Source organism: Pseudomonas lini, from assembly GCF_964063345.1.
Lineage (GTDB): Bacteria > Pseudomonadota > Gammaproteobacteria > Pseudomonadales > Pseudomonadaceae > Aquipseudomonas > Aquipseudomonas lini_B.
Window position 1 is genome coordinate 5,106,306 of sequence record NZ_OZ061318.1, and the last position, 15,475, is coordinate 5,121,780.

13 protein-coding genes are annotated in these 15,475 nt (G+C 58.5%); 7 read left to right on the forward strand and 6 right to left on the reverse strand.

What is annotated here, in order from left to right:
• Positions 1-125 precede the first annotated feature (125 nt).
• Positions 126-1,901 carry a glyoxylate carboligase gene (gcl, locus tag AB3226_RS23140; protein WP_008014981.1) on the reverse strand — a complete coding sequence of 592 codons (1,776 nt, stop codon included), beginning with the start codon at positions 1,899-1,901 and terminating at the stop codon, positions 126-128.
• Positions 1,902-2,167: 266 nt separating this feature from the next.
• On the opposite strand from gcl, the gene AB3226_RS23145 reads away from it, so the two are divergent.
• Together AB3226_RS23145 and AB3226_RS23150 are read left to right on the forward strand one after the other, a co-directional pair.
• Entirely contained in the window at positions 2,168-2,608 is a 441-nt protein-coding gene (locus AB3226_RS23145; RefSeq protein WP_367374768.1) for a heme-binding protein, read from the forward strand.
• A 248-nt stretch (positions 2,609-2,856) separates the two neighbouring features.
• Positions 2,857-3,315, forward strand: coding sequence for an REP-associated tyrosine transposase (locus AB3226_RS23150; RefSeq protein WP_367374769.1), 459 nt, complete (start codon positions 2,857-2,859; stop codon positions 3,313-3,315).
• Positions 3,316-3,445: 130 nt separating this feature from the next.
• Here the strand turns inward: AB3226_RS23150 and AB3226_RS23155 are convergent, their stop codons facing one another.
• The gene (locus AB3226_RS23155) at positions 3,446-4,051 is read right to left on the reverse strand and encodes a TetR/AcrR family transcriptional regulator (RefSeq protein WP_030131738.1); all 606 of its coding nucleotides are present in this window, start codon (positions 4,049-4,051) and stop codon (positions 3,446-3,448) included.
• Between the two features lie 134 nt (positions 4,052-4,185).
• On the opposite strand from AB3226_RS23155, the gene AB3226_RS23160 reads away from it, so the two are divergent.
• The gene (locus AB3226_RS23160) at positions 4,186-5,100 is read left to right on the forward strand and encodes a DUF808 domain-containing protein (RefSeq protein WP_367374770.1); all 915 of its coding nucleotides are present in this window, start codon (positions 4,186-4,188) and stop codon (positions 5,098-5,100) included.
• Positions 5,101-5,274: 174 nt separating this feature from the next.
• Here AB3226_RS23160 and AB3226_RS23165 read toward each other — a convergent pair whose 3' ends face one another.
• Together AB3226_RS23165 and AB3226_RS23170 are read right to left on the reverse strand one after the other, a co-directional pair.
• Positions 5,275-6,063 (reverse strand): VacJ family lipoprotein, encoded by a 789-nt coding sequence (locus tag AB3226_RS23165; protein ID WP_367374771.1) that lies wholly within the window; start codon positions 6,061-6,063, stop codon positions 5,275-5,277.
• Positions 6,056-7,354, reverse strand: coding sequence for a serine/threonine protein kinase (locus AB3226_RS23170; protein ID WP_367374772.1), 1,299 nt, complete (start codon positions 7,352-7,354; stop codon positions 6,056-6,058). The genes AB3226_RS23165 and AB3226_RS23170 overlap by 8 nt, the downstream gene beginning before the upstream one ends.
• A 223-nt stretch (positions 7,355-7,577) precedes the next feature.
• Between AB3226_RS23170 and AB3226_RS23175 the strand changes: the two genes are divergently transcribed.
• The gene (locus AB3226_RS23175; protein ID WP_367374773.1) at positions 7,578-7,946 is read left to right on the forward strand and encodes a hypothetical protein; all 369 of its coding nucleotides are present in this window, start codon (positions 7,578-7,580) and stop codon (positions 7,944-7,946) included.
• A 123-nt stretch (positions 7,947-8,069) separates the two neighbouring features.
• On the opposite strand, the gene AB3226_RS23180 is transcribed toward AB3226_RS23175, so the two are convergent.
• The gene (locus AB3226_RS23180; protein ID WP_367374774.1) at positions 8,070-9,665 is read right to left on the reverse strand and encodes a beta (1-6) glucans synthase; all 1,596 of its coding nucleotides are present in this window, start codon (positions 9,663-9,665) and stop codon (positions 8,070-8,072) included.
• Positions 9,666-9,951: 286 nt separating this feature from the next.
• On the opposite strand from AB3226_RS23180, the gene AB3226_RS23185 reads away from it, so the two are divergent.
• The 3 genes from AB3226_RS23185 (at position 9,952) to AB3226_RS23195 (ending at position 13,021) form a co-directional block, all read left to right on the forward strand.
• Positions 9,952-10,809: a glycine betaine ABC transporter substrate-binding protein gene (locus AB3226_RS23185; protein WP_367374775.1), complete on the forward strand. Its 858-nt coding sequence runs from the start codon at positions 9,952-9,954 to the stop codon at positions 10,807-10,809.
• Between the two features lie 245 nt (positions 10,810-11,054).
• Entirely contained in the window at positions 11,055-11,366 is a 312-nt protein-coding gene (locus AB3226_RS23190) for a DUF485 domain-containing protein (protein WP_367374776.1), read from the forward strand.
• Positions 11,363-13,021, forward strand: coding sequence for a cation acetate symporter (locus tag AB3226_RS23195; protein ID WP_367374777.1), 1,659 nt, complete (start codon positions 11,363-11,365; stop codon positions 13,019-13,021). The genes AB3226_RS23190 and AB3226_RS23195 overlap by 4 nt, the downstream gene beginning before the upstream one ends.
• A gap of 942 nt (positions 13,022-13,963) precedes the next feature.
• Here AB3226_RS23195 and gltA read toward each other — a convergent pair.
• Positions 13,964-15,253 (reverse strand): citrate synthase, encoded by a 1,290-nt coding sequence (gene gltA, locus AB3226_RS23200; RefSeq protein WP_007898998.1) that lies wholly within the window; start codon positions 15,251-15,253, stop codon positions 13,964-13,966.
• Positions 15,254-15,475 lie beyond the last annotated feature (222 nt).

The window sequence follows — 15,475 nt, forward strand, 5'->3', positions numbered from 1 at the left end:
TGTGGCGAGGGAGCTTGCTCCCGCTCGGCTGCGAAGCAGTCGCAAAGCTTTTGGGGCCGCTTCGCGACCCGGCGGGAGCAAGCTCCCTCGCCACACCTCGCTTCCACAGTGGGAGCGATCGGCAGTTAATCGAGCAACGAAATCGCCGTTGGCGCATCGTTGCCGACCAACGCCAGGTCTTCGAATTCGTTGACGGCGTTGATCTCGGTGCCCATGGAAATGTTGGTCACGCGTTCCAGAATGATTTCGACGATCACCGGCACCTTGAACTCTTCGATCAGTTCCTGAGCCTTGCGCAGGGCTGGCTGGATCTGATCCGGTTCGAACACCCGCAGCGCCTTGCAACCCAGGCCTTCGGCGACAGCGACGTGGTCGACACCGTAACCGTTGAGTTCCGGAGCGTTGAGGTTGTCGAAGGACAACTGCACGCAGTAGTCCATGTCGAAACCGCGCTGAGCCTGACGGATCAGCCCCAGGTACGAGTTGTTCACGACAACGTGGATGTACGGCAGCTTGAACTGCGCGCCCACCGCCAGCTCTTCGATCATGAACTGGAAGTCGTAGTCGCCCGAGAGCGCCACAACCTTGCGGGTCGGATCAGCCTTGACCACGCCGAGTGCTGCCGGAATGGTCCAGCCCAACGGGCCGGCCTGACCGCAGTTGATCCAGTGACGCGGCTTGTAGACGTGCAGGAACTGCGCGCCGGCAATCTGCGACAGACCGATGGTGCTGACGTAGCAGGTGTCTTTGCCGAACACCTGGTTCATCTCTTCGTAAACGCGTTGCGGCTTGACCGGCACGTTGTCGAAGTGAGTCTTGCGCTGCAGGCTGGCTTTGCGTTGCTGGCAGTCTTGCAGCCAGGCGCTGCGGTTTTTCAGCTTGCCGGCGGCTTGCCACTCGCGAGCGACTTCGATGAAGACGGTCAACGCGGCAGCGGCGTCGGACACGATGCCCAAGTCCGGGGTGAACACGCGGCCGATCTGGGTCGGTTCGATGTCGACATGAATGAACTTGCGACCTTCGGTGTAAACGTCGACCGAACCGGTGTGACGGTTAGCCCAACGGTTGCCGACGCCCAGTACCACGTCCGACTTCAACATCGTCGCGTTGCCGTAACGGTGCGAGGTTTGCAGACCGACCATGCCAACCATCAGCGGGTGATCGTCCGGGATGGTGCCCCAGCCCATCAGGGTCGGGATCACTGGAATACCGGTCAGCTCGGCGAACTCCACCAGCAACTCGCTGGCGTCGGCATTGATGATGCCGCCGCCGGCCACCAACAGTGGGCGCTCAGCTTGATCGAGCATGGCCAGGGCCTTCTCGATTTGCACGCGGTTAGCGGTCGGCTTGGCCAGCGGCAGCGGTTCATAGGCGTCGATATCGAATTCGATTTCAGCCATCTGCACATCGAACGGCAGGTCGATCAGCACTGGGCCTGGGCGGCCGGAGCGCATTTCATAGAAGGCTTTCTGGAACGCGTAAGGCACCTGGCCCGGTTCCATAACGGTGGTCGACCACTTGGTGACCGGCTTGACTATGCTGGTGATATCGACGGCCTGGAAGTCTTCTTTGTGCATCCGGGCCCGCGGTGCCTGGCCGGTGATGCACAGGATCGGGATCGAGTCGGCCGAGGCGCTGTAGAGCCCGGTGACCATGTCGGTGCCGGCCGGGCCGGAGGTGCCGATGCACACGCCGATGTTGCCGGCCTTGGTGCGGGTGTAGCCCTCGGCCATGTGCGAGGCGCCTTCAACGTGGCGAGCGAGGACGTGATCGATGCCACCGACCTTCTGCAAGGCGGAGTACAGCGGGTTGATCGCGGCGCCCGGGATGCCAAAAGCGGTATCAACCCCTTCACGGCGCATCACCAGAACGGCGGCTTCGATTGCTCTCATTTTGCTCATGGTTTTGTGCCTCTTACGTTTTGTAATTGTATACAAGTGGCTTTGCGCAGAGTGTATTCACGGCGGACGGCGCAGGTCAATCCATTTTCTCAAGCAGCTGTTTCATTCGTCGGAAGCCCGAAGGACTGTGGCTTTTCGTCGCATGTGGCGCTTTTCGAGAATTATTGTATACAAAAAAATAATTCATTGTGTTCTATTTGTTGCATCGGATTGCGCGACAGAAAGCAATCCAACGGCTTTCCCAATAACAAAATGAGGACGGCACCATGAGCGCTTTAACCTTGAACGTCGCAGTCAACCTGGCCAATCAGGCCATCTCCGCAGGTCGTGCAATCTCTGCCGCGCCCTTGACCGTTGCCGTACTGGACGCCGGCGGGCACTTGATAACGCTGCAACGCGAAGACGGCGCCAGCCTGCTGCGCCCGCAGATCGCCATCGGCAAAGCCTGGGGCGCGATCGCCCTGGGCAAAGGCTCACGCCTGCTGGCCCAGGACGCCCAACAACGCCCGGCCTTCTTCGCCGCGCTGAATAGCCTGGGGCAGGGCAGCGTCGTCCCGGTACCGGGCGGCGTGTTGATTCGGGATCAGGATGGAAGTGTGTTGGGGGCGGTGGGCATCAGCGGTGATTTGTCTGATGTCGATGAGCAGTGCGCGATCAGGGCGGTTGAGGCGCAGGGGTTGAGGGCGGATGCGGGGGTCGTTGGTTGATCTTCAGCGTCTGATCGAATGTCATCGCGGGCAAGCCCGCTCCCACAGGTTCGGTGGTGGACACAAAATGCGTGAAACAACCCCGATCCTTGTAGGTGGACACAAAATCTGTGAACACCCTTGATCCTTGTGGGAGCGGGCTTGCCCGCGATGGCGGCCTCATGGACACATCCAGATAACGGATTGTCAAGGTCTATGGGCTGCTCAGGTCTAGTCTTCTGATGAATCCATCATGAAGGGGCAACGGATTGCCTGATCTTCCTGCTTCACATCGCCTGCGAACGGGGCGCTATGCCGAACCCAATCGAATCTACTTACTGACTACCAATACACTTGATCGCGAGCCGGTTTTTGCGGATTTCGCATTGGGCAGATTGGTTGTTCATCAATTTCGCCAAGCGCAAGACACAGGATTAGTGAACTCACTGGCGTGGGTCGTCATGCCTGATCACTTTCATTGGCTTGTCGAGTTGGAGAACTGTTCGCTCAGTAATCTGATGCGTCAAACCAAGTCACTGATTACGCGGAAGGTGAATCTTTCCAGTAACAGGAATGGACCACTTTGGCAGCAGGGCTATCACGACCGGGCATTGAGGCGAGAAGAAGACTTGGTGAAGATGGCACGGTATGTAGTGGCCAATCCATTGCGGGCAGGTCTTGTAGAGCGGCTTGGCGACTATCCGTTGTGGGATGCTATCTGGTTTTAAGACTTCATATCGAGTCGCCTTCATCGCGGGCAAGCCCGCTCCCACAAGGATTGAGGGTGTTCACATCTTTTGTGTACACCACCGAACCTGTGGGAGCGCGCTTGCCCGCGATTGGGGTTCACTCGGTCTATCAGTCCAGCTCACACCCCTTAAGCACCAACCGGATAATCGTCTGCGCCGCCGCCTCATAGTCGGCCTCATCCAGCTTGGCTTTGCCGGTAACCGCAGAGATTTGCCAGTCGAAGTCGGCGTAGGTCTGGGTCGCGGCCCAGATGCTGAACATCAGGTGGTTGGGGTCGATCGGGGCGATCTGGCCACGGTCGATCCAGGTCTGGATGCAGTCGATGTTGTGCCTGGCCTGGCCATTGAGCTGCTCGACCAGGTCGGGGCTCAGGTGCGGGGCGCCGTGCATGATTTCGCTGGCGAACACTTTGGAAGCGAAGGGCAGGTCACGGGAGATGCGGATTTTCGAGCGAATGTAGCCGCTCAGCACTTCGCTGGGCACGCCGTCGGCGTTGAACGGCGTCGAGGCCTGCAGAATCGGCTCGATAATGCTTTCCAGGACCTCGCGGTAGAGGTTTTCCTTGGATTTGAAGTAGTAGTAGACGTTAGGCTTGGGTAGTCCGGCCTTGGCCGCGATGTCACTGGTTTTGGTCGCAGCGAAGCCCTTGTCGGCAAATTCTTCGCTGGCGGCACGCAGGATCAGTTCTTTGTTGCGCTCGCGGATGGTGCTCATAAACCAAGGAGTTCCTTGCCTGTTCTGGCGGTTGCGCATGGTAGCACCGGCCTCGCGCGGCGCTCAAGAATGCCCCGTGTAGCCTCGGGTCGCGCTATGCTGCGCACCATTCATTCAAGAAGGAAACCTGATTCATGGCAGGAAGCAGTTTGCTGGTGCTGATCGACGACATCGCCACCGTACTGGACGATGTGGCGTTGATGACCAAAATGGCCGCGAAGAAGACCGCCGGCGTGCTTGGCGACGATCTGGCGCTCAACGCCCAGCAGGTTTCCGGCGTGCGTGCCGAGCGGGAAATTCCGGTGGTGTGGGCGGTGGCCAAAGGCTCGTTCCTCAACAAACTGATCCTGGTGCCGTCGGCCTTGGCCATCAGCGCGTTCATTCCGTGGCTGGTCACGCCGTTGTTGATGGTCGGTGGCGCTTACCTGTGCTTCGAAGGTTTCGAGAAACTCGCGCACAAATTCCTGCACAGCAAAGCTGAAGATCAGGCCGAACACGCAGAGCTGGTCGAGGCTGTGGCCAACCCGGCGGTCGATCTGGTGGCGTTCGAGAAGGACAAGATCAAAGGGGCGATCCGTACCGACTTCATTCTCTCGGCGGAAATCATCGCCATCACCCTGGGCACCGTGGCTGCCGCTTCGCTGACCCAGCAAGTGATCGTGCTCTCGGGCATCGCTATCGTCATGACCATTGGTGTCTACGGCCTGGTGGCCGGCATCGTCAAACTCGATGACCTCGGTCTGTGGCTGACCCAGAAGCCTGGGCAAATGGCCAAAAGCATCGGCGGCGGGATTTTGCGTGCAGCGCCGTACATGATGAAAAGCCTGTCGGTGATCGGCACGGCGGCGATGTTTTTGGTCGGCGGCGGGATTCTGACCCATGGCGTGCCGGTGATTCATCACTGGATCGAGAGTGTCAGCGCGAGTGCTGGTGGGGCCGGGTTTATCGTGCCGACGTTACTGAATGCGGTGGCCGGGATTGTGGCGGGTGCGGCGGTGTTGGTTGGGGTGATGGCTGTCAGCAAGGTTTGGAAAACGGTAAGGGGCTGAACCTGTGGGAGCGGGCTTGCTCGCGAAGGCGGTGTCTCAGTCAACATTGATATTGGATGTGATGGCCTCTTCGCGAGCAAGCTCGCTCCCACAGTAGGTTGGCGGTGTTTGGAAACCGCGCATAAAAAAGGCCATTCGACGCAAATCGAATGGCCTTTTTTGTCGCCGTCGGAATTACTCGGCGACCTGCAGCTTGCGCGACTCGGTGTACACGTAACGCACTTTTTCGTACTCGAACGGCGTGTTCAGCTGGCCGTAGCGGAAGCTGTTCTGATAACGCTTGTCGATGATGCGCAGCGCCAGGACTTCCGGATGGTTGGAGCTGACTTCGGCAACGTTCAGGAAGTTGATCGCCGATTCGCCGGTGTAATCCACGACCAGGCCTGCGGTGTCACGCAGGTTTGAAGGGCCGAGGATCGGCAGCACGAAGTAGGCACCGCCCGGTACGCCGTAGAAGCCCAGGGTCTGGCCGAAGTCTTCGCTCTGGCGCGGCAGTCCCATGGCGGTGGCCGGGTCCCACAGGCCGGCGACACCGATGGTGGTGTTGAGCAGCAGGCGCGCGGTGGTTTCCATCGAACGCTGCCCCTTGAATTGCAGCAGGCTGTTCACCAGGTTCGGTACATCGCCGACGTTGTTGAAGAAGTTACTGACGCCGGTGCGCAGGAAGCTTGGGGTGATATAGCGATAGCCGTTGACCACGGGCAGGAACACCCATTGGTCGAAACGGTAGTTGAAGTGGTAGACGCGGCGGTTCCACTCTTCCAGCGGGTCGTAGACGTTCAACGCGTTGAGCGTCGAGCGTTCGAACTCGCGCTGATCCAGCCCCGGGTTGAATTTGAGTTTGCTCAGCGGTTCCTTGAAGCCGTCACTATCGACCACCACAGGTGCATTGGCTTTGCTGTTGTCGGCGTTGGCGACGCCTGCACAGAGTAACGCTGCGATCAGCAGGGGGTATTTAGCCACGGAAAAACTCCAGCATGGCGTCGCTGTTGACGCGATAGTTGAGGTTGCCGCAATGGCCGCCCAATGGATAAACAGTTAAACGGTCGCCAAAGGTCCGGCGCAGGAACCCCAGGTCGCCAGGGCCGAGGATCACGTCGTCGGCGTTGTGCATGACGGCGATTTTCGGGCTGTCGTGCAGGTAGTCCTTGAGCGCATACAGGCTGACCTGATCGATCAATTGCAGCAGGCTGCCGCCGTCGGTGCGGGCGCGCCACATCGGAATGACCTGTTCGGTCAGGTAGCAGTCGAAGTCGCATTGCAGCGCACGTTTGAGGAACGGCGTGAGGGTGGTGCCTTCGGTGATCGGGTATTTCGGTGGCGTGATCAGGCCGCGGCGGTTGATCAGGTCCGAGGTGAAGGCGATGTCGGCCGCCGAGAAGCGAAACGAGGTGCCGATCAGCATCGCCATCTGCTCGTTGCTCAAGTGCTGCTTGGACTGCTGGAAGTCGTAGAGCAGGGCATCGTTGAGGTCGATGTAGCCCTTCTGCTGGAAGTAACGGGTCAGTTTGTCCAGCACCAACTCATAGAAAGTGGTGGAGTTGTTGATGCCTTTCACCTCTGTCTGTACCAGCTTATCCAGGTTGGTGACTGAGGTATAGAGATTGACGGGCGGGTTGAGCAACAAGACTTTCTTGAAATTGAAGCTGCGACGGGTTTCATCCAGGTGCGCCACAAAGGCCGCATCCAGAGCGCCGAGGCTGTAGCCGCTCAGGTAATAATCGGTGACCGGCAGTTTCGGGTTTTGCGCCCGCACGGCCTGCATTACCCGGTACATGTCTTCGGCATCTTCCTTGGTTATGCCAGGGGTGGCGAAACGCGAGGCGGCGGTCATGAAGTCGAAGCTGGTCGGCGACGACAGCTGCACCACGTGATAGCCGGCCTTGTAATAGAGCTTTTTCAGGTACTCGTTGAGGGTGCTGTCATAGCGTGCACCCGTGCCGGAGATCAGGAAGATCAATGGTGCCGCCTGATCTTGCGTGGCGATGCGGTAGGTGAGTTTCTTTACCGGCCAGAAGTTGTCCGGCAGGCTGAATTCACGCTCCGGGCGCAATGTGACGCTGCGATCCTCCTGATTGATATCGTCGTCCAGCGGCAACTCCGGGCGTAACTCCGGCGGCGTCGTGGCGATGGTCGCCTCGAACGGGTTGGTCAGGGGGTAGCCGTAACTGGCGGCATCAATGTCGGCCGCCAGTGCGGACGCACTTAAAATCAAGCCGCCAAACAGGGCGGCGAAGCGCAAGGAACGGAGCATGACTAGATCCCTTAGAGGAAGGTGCCGAATGAAGTTCGCAGGCTATGACCACAGCATTTGCGCCAAAGTGCCATGATTGGCACCAAACAGGCCTGATTTCGGAGCAACGGTAGCTGGACGATACACTTTGCAGTGATTGGCTGGCCAGTTAACTGTTGTTAGCGCTTGCGTAAGGCTGTTGGGAGATTAAGCTGGCCGCCGATTTCGTTTATTGGAGTGTTTCATGTCCCGCCGTCTGCCCGTGATCCTGTTGCTCGTTCTTCTGCCATTGTGGCTGGCCGCCAGTTATGGCGCGCGTTATGGCTTCATGGAGGATGCTCAGTGGGTCGGCATTTGCGTTGACGAGGCCAGTCGCTGGGAATGCCAGATTCGGTCGAACCTGGGCTTGATGATTCATTTCAAGGTGTTGGGCTGGTCGGCAATGGCCGCCGCTGTGCTCGGTTTCGTGTTGCCGGGGCGAGCAGGGTGGTGGCTGGCGGTGCTGGCGCTGGTGTTCGGGTTTCCGGCGCTGGCGTTGTACACCACCACGTTGGCGGTGTTTGCGGTGGTGATTGCTGCATTGCGGCTAGTCCGTGCGTCTCGCGTTGCCTGATAGATTGTCATCGCGGGCAAGCCCGCTCCCACAGGGATCTTAGTCGTACTCAGATTCTGTATTCGCTGAAGAACCCTGTGGGAGCGGGCTTGCCCGCGATGAGGCCAGCAGCGGCGCTGAAGATTATCCCTTGCGAACCCGCAAGCTGCGCCACAACGCCGCTACCATCAACACACTCACCAGCGCCCAACCCCAGGCCTGCTGGTTCTGCAAACCTTCTTGATACAGCTGCGGCGCAATGCCGGCGCCGATGATGAAGGTCAGCAGGGCGATTTCCCGACGCGGCACACTGACCGGGCGGCACAGGTACACCAGCGCCGGCAGGATGAACGCGACACTCGGGAAGCTGCGATAACGCGGGTCGAACACCAGTTCCAGCATCATCACCGCCGCGGCAAAACCTGCCGCTGCCAGCCACCAGCCGGCGCGACGTTCCAATGCATTGAAGGCACGTTCACGCCAGCCGGTGCGAGCGCTCAAAGTCAGCGCGGCATGCGCCAGCACCAACAGATTCAACCCCGTCAGCAAGGCGACCCATAGCCATTCACTGGCAAACCGGGTGGTGACACGGGCCAGATCGCCCCAGGCGCCGATCGAACAGGCTGCCAATGCGCCGAGCAGTGGCAGCACCAGCGCCGCGCGGGTGCTGCGAACGCGACCGCCGAGGATCAGCGTGCCGATGAAGATCAAGCCACCCACTATCAGCCATTGCGACCAGTACGGTACGTTCGAAACAGGACCTGCCAGGACGCCCTTGTCCTGACGATCAGCGTCGAACAGTCCCCAGTAACCCCCGACCGCACCTTCGCTGGCGCGTTTCCAGGGCTGGTCGAACGCTTCGATCAGGTTGTAATGCCAGCCTTGCTGCTCGGCCATGATTACAAAGCTGCGAATGAACTTGGCTTCATTGACCCGGCTCGGCAGGGCGGTTTCGCGCTGACGGCCTTCGCTCGGCCATCCGGTTTCGCCAATCATCACGTCTTTGGGCGCAAATTTGTTACCGAACACCTGACGCACTTCGGCCACATGCTGCAGTGCGGCGTCGATATTCGACGGATCGTCTTCCCAGTACGGCAGCAAATGGATGGTCAGGAAGTCTACTGCCGGGGCGATTTCCGGGTGCTTGAGCCAGAATTCCCAGACGTCGGCGTAAGTCACCGGTTGTTTGACCTGGCTTTTGACTTTGTTAATCAACGTCGCCAACTGTGCGCCGGTGACTTCCTTGCGCAGCAGGGTTTCGTTACCTACGATCACTGAGGTCACGACATCGGCGTTGGCATTGGCCGAGGCGATCAGCAGGTCGACCTCCTTGGCAGTGTCCACCGGGTTGCTGTTGACCCAGGCGCCGATCATCAGCTTCAAGCCGTGCTTGCGCGCCAGATCGGGGAGGGCCTCAAGGCCGGTCATGGAATAGGTGCGGATGCATTCGAAACGGGTGGTCAGCAGTGCGAGGTCGGCGTCCATGCGCTCGGGGCGCAGTTTGAATGGCACATCGAACGGCGATTGGTCTTTGTCGAACGGAGTGTAGGAGGCGCATTGCAGCTTGTGTGTTGCGCTGGCCACGTCCGGCAGGATCACCGGTTTGCCGAGGCCGTACCAGAAGCCGCCGAGGGCAAAAAGCCCCAGCAGGCAGGCAAATAAATAAGCAAAAAAAGGAAAGCGGGATGTCGCGGGCATGGTCAGGCCGTCTGGGAACAAAGCCGCGCATGTTACCTGCATTTGTCTCGCGCTTGGTGGCCTGCATAATTTTGTCATGCAAAGTTCGGGCGGGGTGGCGGATGGATTTGCGGCGGTTGCAATTAATGGCCTTCTGATGTCGTTTCTCGGTGCCTTGAGGTCGCTGGCAGAGCAGGTCGTCATGGGCGTCAGGTTGATCATCCAAACGTCAGTACTCCGCTGATGTTTGAACGAGTTTGCAGTGAGGCGTGATGGGGGCGCTGTGCACCATAACAATACGTTGAGCGGCTCGGCATCCGTCGGGCGCAGCACTTTCGGGGAAGTAACGATGAAGATGCGACGACTCTTGGGCGCAGGTGCCGCTTTGGTGCTGGCGATCAGTTCTACGATGGCCAGCGCTGAAGGCAAGGCAGTGACGATCGGTTATGTAGACGGCTGGTCGGACAGCGTCGCCACGACCAACGTGGCCGCAGAAGTGATCCGGCAGAAGCTCGGTTATGACGTGAAACTGCAAGCGGTTGCCACCGGCATCATGTGGCAGGGTGTGGCCACAGGCAAACTCGACGCCATGCTGTCGGCGTGGCTGCCCGTGACCCACGGTGAATACTGGACGAAGAACAAGGATCAGGTCGTCGATTACGGCCCGAACTTCAAGGATGCAAAAATCGGCCTGATCGTGCCGGAATACGTCAAGGCCAAGTCTATTGCCGATCTGAAAACAGACGACAGTTTCAAGGGTCGTATCGTCGGTATCGACGCCGGTTCAGGCGTGATGCTCAAGACCGATCAGGCCATCAAGGATTACGGTCTGGACAACTACACCCTCAAGGCCAGTTCTGGCGCCGGCATGATTGCCGAGCTGACCCGTGCCGAGAAGAAAAACGAATCCATTGCCGTCACCGGTTGGGTGCCGCACTGGATGTTCGCCAAGTGGAAACTGCGCTTCCTGGACGACCCGAAAGGCGTTTATGGCGCGGCTGAAACCGTGAACAGCATCGGTAGCAAAGAGTTGGCGACCAAAGCGCCGGAAGTTGCGAAGTTCCTGAAGAACTTCCAGTGGGCGTCGAAAGACGAAATCGGCGAAGTCATGTTGGCGATCCAGGATGGCGCCAAGCCTGAAGCCGCAGCGAAGGATTGGGTGGCTAAACATCCGGATCGCGTTGCAGACTGGACCAAAATGATTTGACCTGAAGCGTCTAGTCAGCATCTCTCGAGGCCCCTTGGCATAAATGCCAAGGGGCCTTTTGCTTTTCTGTAGGAGCACGGCTTGCCGGCGAAGGCGCCCTCAAGATCGCTATCGTCGGCAAGCCGTGCTCCTGCAGAGAGGGGAACCGTCATGTCGTTCTAATACTAAGGTCGTCTGGAACCTGTCCGGCAGCCGCATAGAGTGGATACCGTTCCAACTAAATCTGTGCTGCGAGGATAAAAACAATGAACGACAGCATTTACCTCTCGATTCAAAACAGCTCACGCTTCAAAGAGCTGGTCAGCAAGAGAGAACGATTCGCCTGGATTCTTTCAGCGATCATGCTTGGGCTGTACTCCGGATTCATCCTTTTGATTGCTTACGGGCCGCATATTCTGGGCGCGAAAATCAGCCCCGAGTCCTCAATTACCTGGGGCATTCCGATCGGTGTCGGGCTGATCGTTTCGGCCTTTGTCCTGACGGGCATCTACGTGCGACGCGCCAATGGCGAATTCGACGACTTGAACAATGCGATTCTCAAGGAGGCTCAGCAATGATCCGGCGTCTTATGGCTCTATTGAGCATCGCAGCTTTTGCACCTGGCGCCTGGGCGGCTGAAGCCCTGACGGGTGCAGTGCAGAAACAACCGCTCAACGTTTCCGCGATCCTGATGTTCGTGGCATTCGTGGGTGCGACCCTGTGCATCACTTACTGGGCTTCCAAGAAAAACAACTCGGCCGCCGACTACTATGCGGCGGGCGGCAAGATCACTGGTTTCCAGAACGGCTTGGCGATTGCCGGTGACTACATGTCCGCGGCGTCCTTCCTGGGTATTTCCGCCCTGGTGTTCACCTCTGGCTACGATGGCCTGATCTACTCGATCGGCTTCCTGGTGGGCTGGCCGATCATTTTGTTCCTGATCGCCGAGCGCCTGCGTAACCTGGGCAAGTACACCTTTGCCGACGTGGCGTCCTACCGCCTCGGGCAAACCCAGATTCGCTCGCTGTCCGCTTGCGGTTCGCTGGTGGTGGTGGCGTTCTACCTGATCGCGCAAATGGTGGGTGCCGGCAAGCTGATTCAGCTGCTGTTCGGTCTCGACTATCATGTTGCGGTGATTCTGGTCGGTATCCTGATGTGCATGTACGTGCTGTTCGGCGGCATGCTGGCGACCACTTGGGTGCAGATCATCAAGGCGGTACTGTTGCTGTCCGGTGCCTCGTTCATGGCGCTGATGGTGATGAAGCACGTCAACTTCGACTTCAATGCGCTGTTCTCCGAGGCGATCAAGGTTCACCCTAAAGGTGAAGCGATCATGAGCCCTGGTGGCCTGGTGAAAGATCCGGTCTCCGCGTTTTCCCTTGGCCTGGCATTGATGTTCGGTACCGCTGGCCTGCCGCACATTCTGATGCGCTTCTTCACCGTGAGTGACGCTAAAGAAGCTCGCAAGAGCGTGCTGTATGCAACCGGCTTCATTGGCTACTTCTACATCCTGACCTTCATCATCGGCTTTGGCGCGATCTTGCTGGTGAGCACCAACCCGGCCTTCAAAGATGCGGCTGGCGCGCTGTTGGGCGGCAACAACATGGCGGCGGTGCATTTGGCCAACGCGGTGGGTGGCAGTATTTTCCTGGGCTTCATCTCGGCGGTGGCGTTCGCAACCATCCTGGCGGTGGTGGCTGGTCTGACCCTGGCCGGTGCTTCGGCGGTGTCTCATGACCTGTATGCCAGCGTGATCAAGAAGGGCAAGGCCAACGAGAAGGACGAGATCCGTGTCTCGAAAATCACCACCATCGCTCTGGCGGTGCTGGCGATCGGCCTGGGCATTCTGTTCGAGAAGCAGAACATCGCATTCATGGTGGGCCTGGCGTTCTCCATCGCGGCGAGCTGCAACTTCCCGGTGCTGCTGCTTTCGATGTACTGGAAGAAGCTGACGACTCGCGGTGCGATGATCGGCGGCTGGTTGGGTCTGGTCAGTGCTGTTGGCTTGATGGTGTTGGGGCCAACCATTTGGGTGCAGATCCTGGGTCACGAGAAGGCGATCTTCCCGTATGAATATCCGGCGCTGTTCTCCATGGCCATTGCGTTTGTCGGGATCTGGTTCTTCTCGATCACCGATAAGTCGGCTGAGGGTGTGAACGAGCGGGCGCTGTTCTTCCCGCAGTTTGTTCGTTCGCAGACCGGGTTGGGGGCGAGCGGGGCGGTTTCGCACTAAGGCTTTGAGTTTCTATATATAAGCTGAGCTACACAAAATGCCCCGATTGAGAGATCGGGGCATTTTTTATTGGGCAGTTATCGCACTTTGTATGGCTTTTCCGCAGAGGTGGCCTGCTCTTTGATCGGGTACATATCCGTTTCTGCGGTTATAGCGGCTGGCGGTTTCGCTCTTACAGCGAGTCCCTTTTCCAAGCGCCGAAAAGGAACCAAAAGGCTTTGCCCCTCCATTCGGTGCCTCGCCTAGGCTCGGCATGCCATAACGAAGGCATTGCTTCGGGGGCCCGCCGCCATCGGCCATCCATGGCCGGGGGCGGCTACCGCGGCATCCTTGCCGCGGTGCCCTCTGCGCAACGCCTGCGTTCGGCCTCTGGGAAAGGGGCAACAGATCAAGATCAAAAGCCAAAGAAACCAAAGCAACGGCAACGGCAAGATCAACAGCTTCGCGAGCAAGCCCGCTCCAACAGGGGGTGATGTGCATCTGCAAGAGACTGGGCGGCTGACAGGCCGCCATCGCAGCGATGCGGCGACCCGACAAGCCAGCTCCCACAGCACATCCGCTCTGCTTTTCACCACTCAACAGGCCGAGCGTTAGCTCGCCTGCAGCTGTTGATGTTGATGCACCGCCCCCTCGAGAGGCCGAGTGGAGGTTCTGCGGCCATGGATGGCCGATGGCGGCGGGCCCACGGAGCAGGACCGGAGCGAGGGCATGCCGAGCCAGAGCGAGGCACCGAACGACAGGGGCAGAAGCGCTTTGGTTGCTTTCGCGCTTTTCGAAAGTGACTCGCTGTAAAAGCGAAACCAATAGAAGCCGTTACCGCAGAAACGGATATGTACACAACCAAAAAGCCGGGAGGGCACACAAGACCCACAAACAAAAACGGCCCCTATCTAAATAGAGGCCGTTCCCGGTACAGCTCAAGACATTATCGCAAGACAGGTCTTATTCGCGGTCTTCCAGCTTGGTGATGTCACGCGACTCGTAGCCGGTGTACAGCTGGCGCGGGCGGCCGATCTTGTACGGGCTGGAGAGCATTTCTTTCCAGTGGGAGATCCAGCCGACAGTCCGCGCCAGAGCGAAGATCACAGTGAACATGCTGGTCGGAATGCCGATCGCCTTGAGGATGATCCCCGAGTAGAAGTCGACGTTCGGGTACAGCGAGCGTTCGATGAAGTACGGATCGGTCAGGGCGATCTCTTCCAGGCGCATGGCCAGTTCGAGTTGCGGATCGTTGGTGATGCCCAGCTCTTTCAGTACTTCGTCGCAGGTTTGCTTCATGACGGTGGCGCGTGGGTCGCGGTTTTTGTAAACCCGGTGACCGAAGCCCATCAATTTGAACGGATCGTTCTTGTCCTTGGCCTTGGCGATGTACTTGTCGATGTTCGAAACATCGCCAATCTCGTCAAGCATGGTCAGAACGGCTTCGTTCGCACCGCCGTGGGCAGGGCCCCACAGTGCAGCGATACCGGCGGCGATACAGGCGAACGGGTTGGCACCCGACGAACCGGCCAGACGTACGGTAGAAGTCGATGCGTTTTGCTCGTGGTCGGCATGGAGGATGAAGATCCGGTCCATGGCCTTGGCGAGCACCGGGCTGATCGGTTTGATCTCGCACGGGGTGTTGAACATCATGTGCAGGAAGTTTTCCGCATACGACAGATCGTTGCGCGGGTACATCATGGGTTGGCCCATGGAGTACTTGTAAACCATTGCGGCCAGGGTCGGCATCTTGGCAACCAGACGGATCGCGGAGATTTCGCGATGCTGCGGGTTATTGATGTCGAGGGAGTCGTGGTAGAAGGCCGAGAGGGCGCCCACTACGCCGCACATGACGGCCATCGGGTGGGCGTCGCGACGGAAGCCGTTGAAGAAGGTCTTCAATTGCTCGTGAACCATGGTGTGGTTCTTCACGGTGCCTACGAACTGGGCCTTCTGTTCTGCGGTCGGCAATTCACCGTTGAGCAGCAGATAGCAGGTTTCCAGATAGTCCGACTTTTCAGCCAGCTGTTCGATTGGGTAGCCGCGGTGCAGCAGAATGCCGTTGTCGCCGTCGATATAGGTGATCTTCGACTCGCAGGAGGCAGTCGACATGAAGCCAGGGTCAAAGGTGAAACGGCCCGTGGCCGTCAGGCCCCGAACGTCGATAACATCGGGACCAACGGTGCCGGTTAAAATGGGCAGCTCGACGGGGGCTGCGCCCTCGATGATCAACTGCGCTTTTTTGTCAGCCATGTGGCCTCCTATTTATGCTTGAAATCATCAGACAGACCCCCCACGCAGGGCCCGCACCACTATAGTGAGATAAATTCGAATGTCAATTTGCCTAAAGTCTTGCTCCAGAAGGCTTTAACCGGACTTTTTCCTCGAAATTGACTGCCATTTACGCCTTTTATCTCACTTGTGCAATCAGCTATTAGGGGAAGGTGAACGCGTTGTCATTAGTAGCCTAACTGT

Bases quoted from the DNA above. Each gene is read 5' to 3' on its own strand.
- AB3226_RS23160 (WP_367374770.1), top strand. From the start codon at position 4,186: ATGGCAGGAAGCAGTTTGCTGGTGCTGATCGACGACATCGCCACCGTA.
- AB3226_RS23180 (WP_367374774.1), bottom strand. From the start codon at position 9,665: ATGCAGGTAACATGCGCGGCTTTGTTCCCAGACGGCCTGACCATGCCC.
- gltA (WP_007898998.1), bottom strand. From the start codon at position 15,253: ATGGCTGACAAAAAAGCGCAGTTGATCATCGAGGGCGCAGCCCCCGTC.
- AB3226_RS23185 (WP_367374775.1), top strand. From the start codon at position 9,952: ATGAAGATGCGACGACTCTTGGGCGCAGGTGCCGCTTTGGTGCTGGCG.
- AB3226_RS23175 (WP_367374773.1), top strand. From the start codon at position 7,578: ATGTCCCGCCGTCTGCCCGTGATCCTGTTGCTCGTTCTTCTGCCATTG.
- AB3226_RS23145 (WP_367374768.1), top strand. From the start codon at position 2,168: ATGAGCGCTTTAACCTTGAACGTCGCAGTCAACCTGGCCAATCAGGCC.
- AB3226_RS23190 (WP_367374776.1), top strand. From the start codon at position 11,055: ATGAACGACAGCATTTACCTCTCGATTCAAAACAGCTCACGCTTCAAA.
- AB3226_RS23170 (WP_367374772.1), bottom strand. From the start codon at position 7,354: ATGCTCCGTTCCTTGCGCTTCGCCGCCCTGTTTGGCGGCTTGATTTTA.
- AB3226_RS23155 (WP_030131738.1), bottom strand. From the start codon at position 4,051: ATGAGCACCATCCGCGAGCGCAACAAAGAACTGATCCTGCGTGCCGCC.
- AB3226_RS23195 (WP_367374777.1), top strand. From the start codon at position 11,363: ATGATCCGGCGTCTTATGGCTCTATTGAGCATCGCAGCTTTTGCACCT.
- gcl (WP_008014981.1), bottom strand. From the start codon at position 1,901: ATGAGCAAAATGAGAGCAATCGAAGCCGCCGTTCTGGTGATGCGCCGT.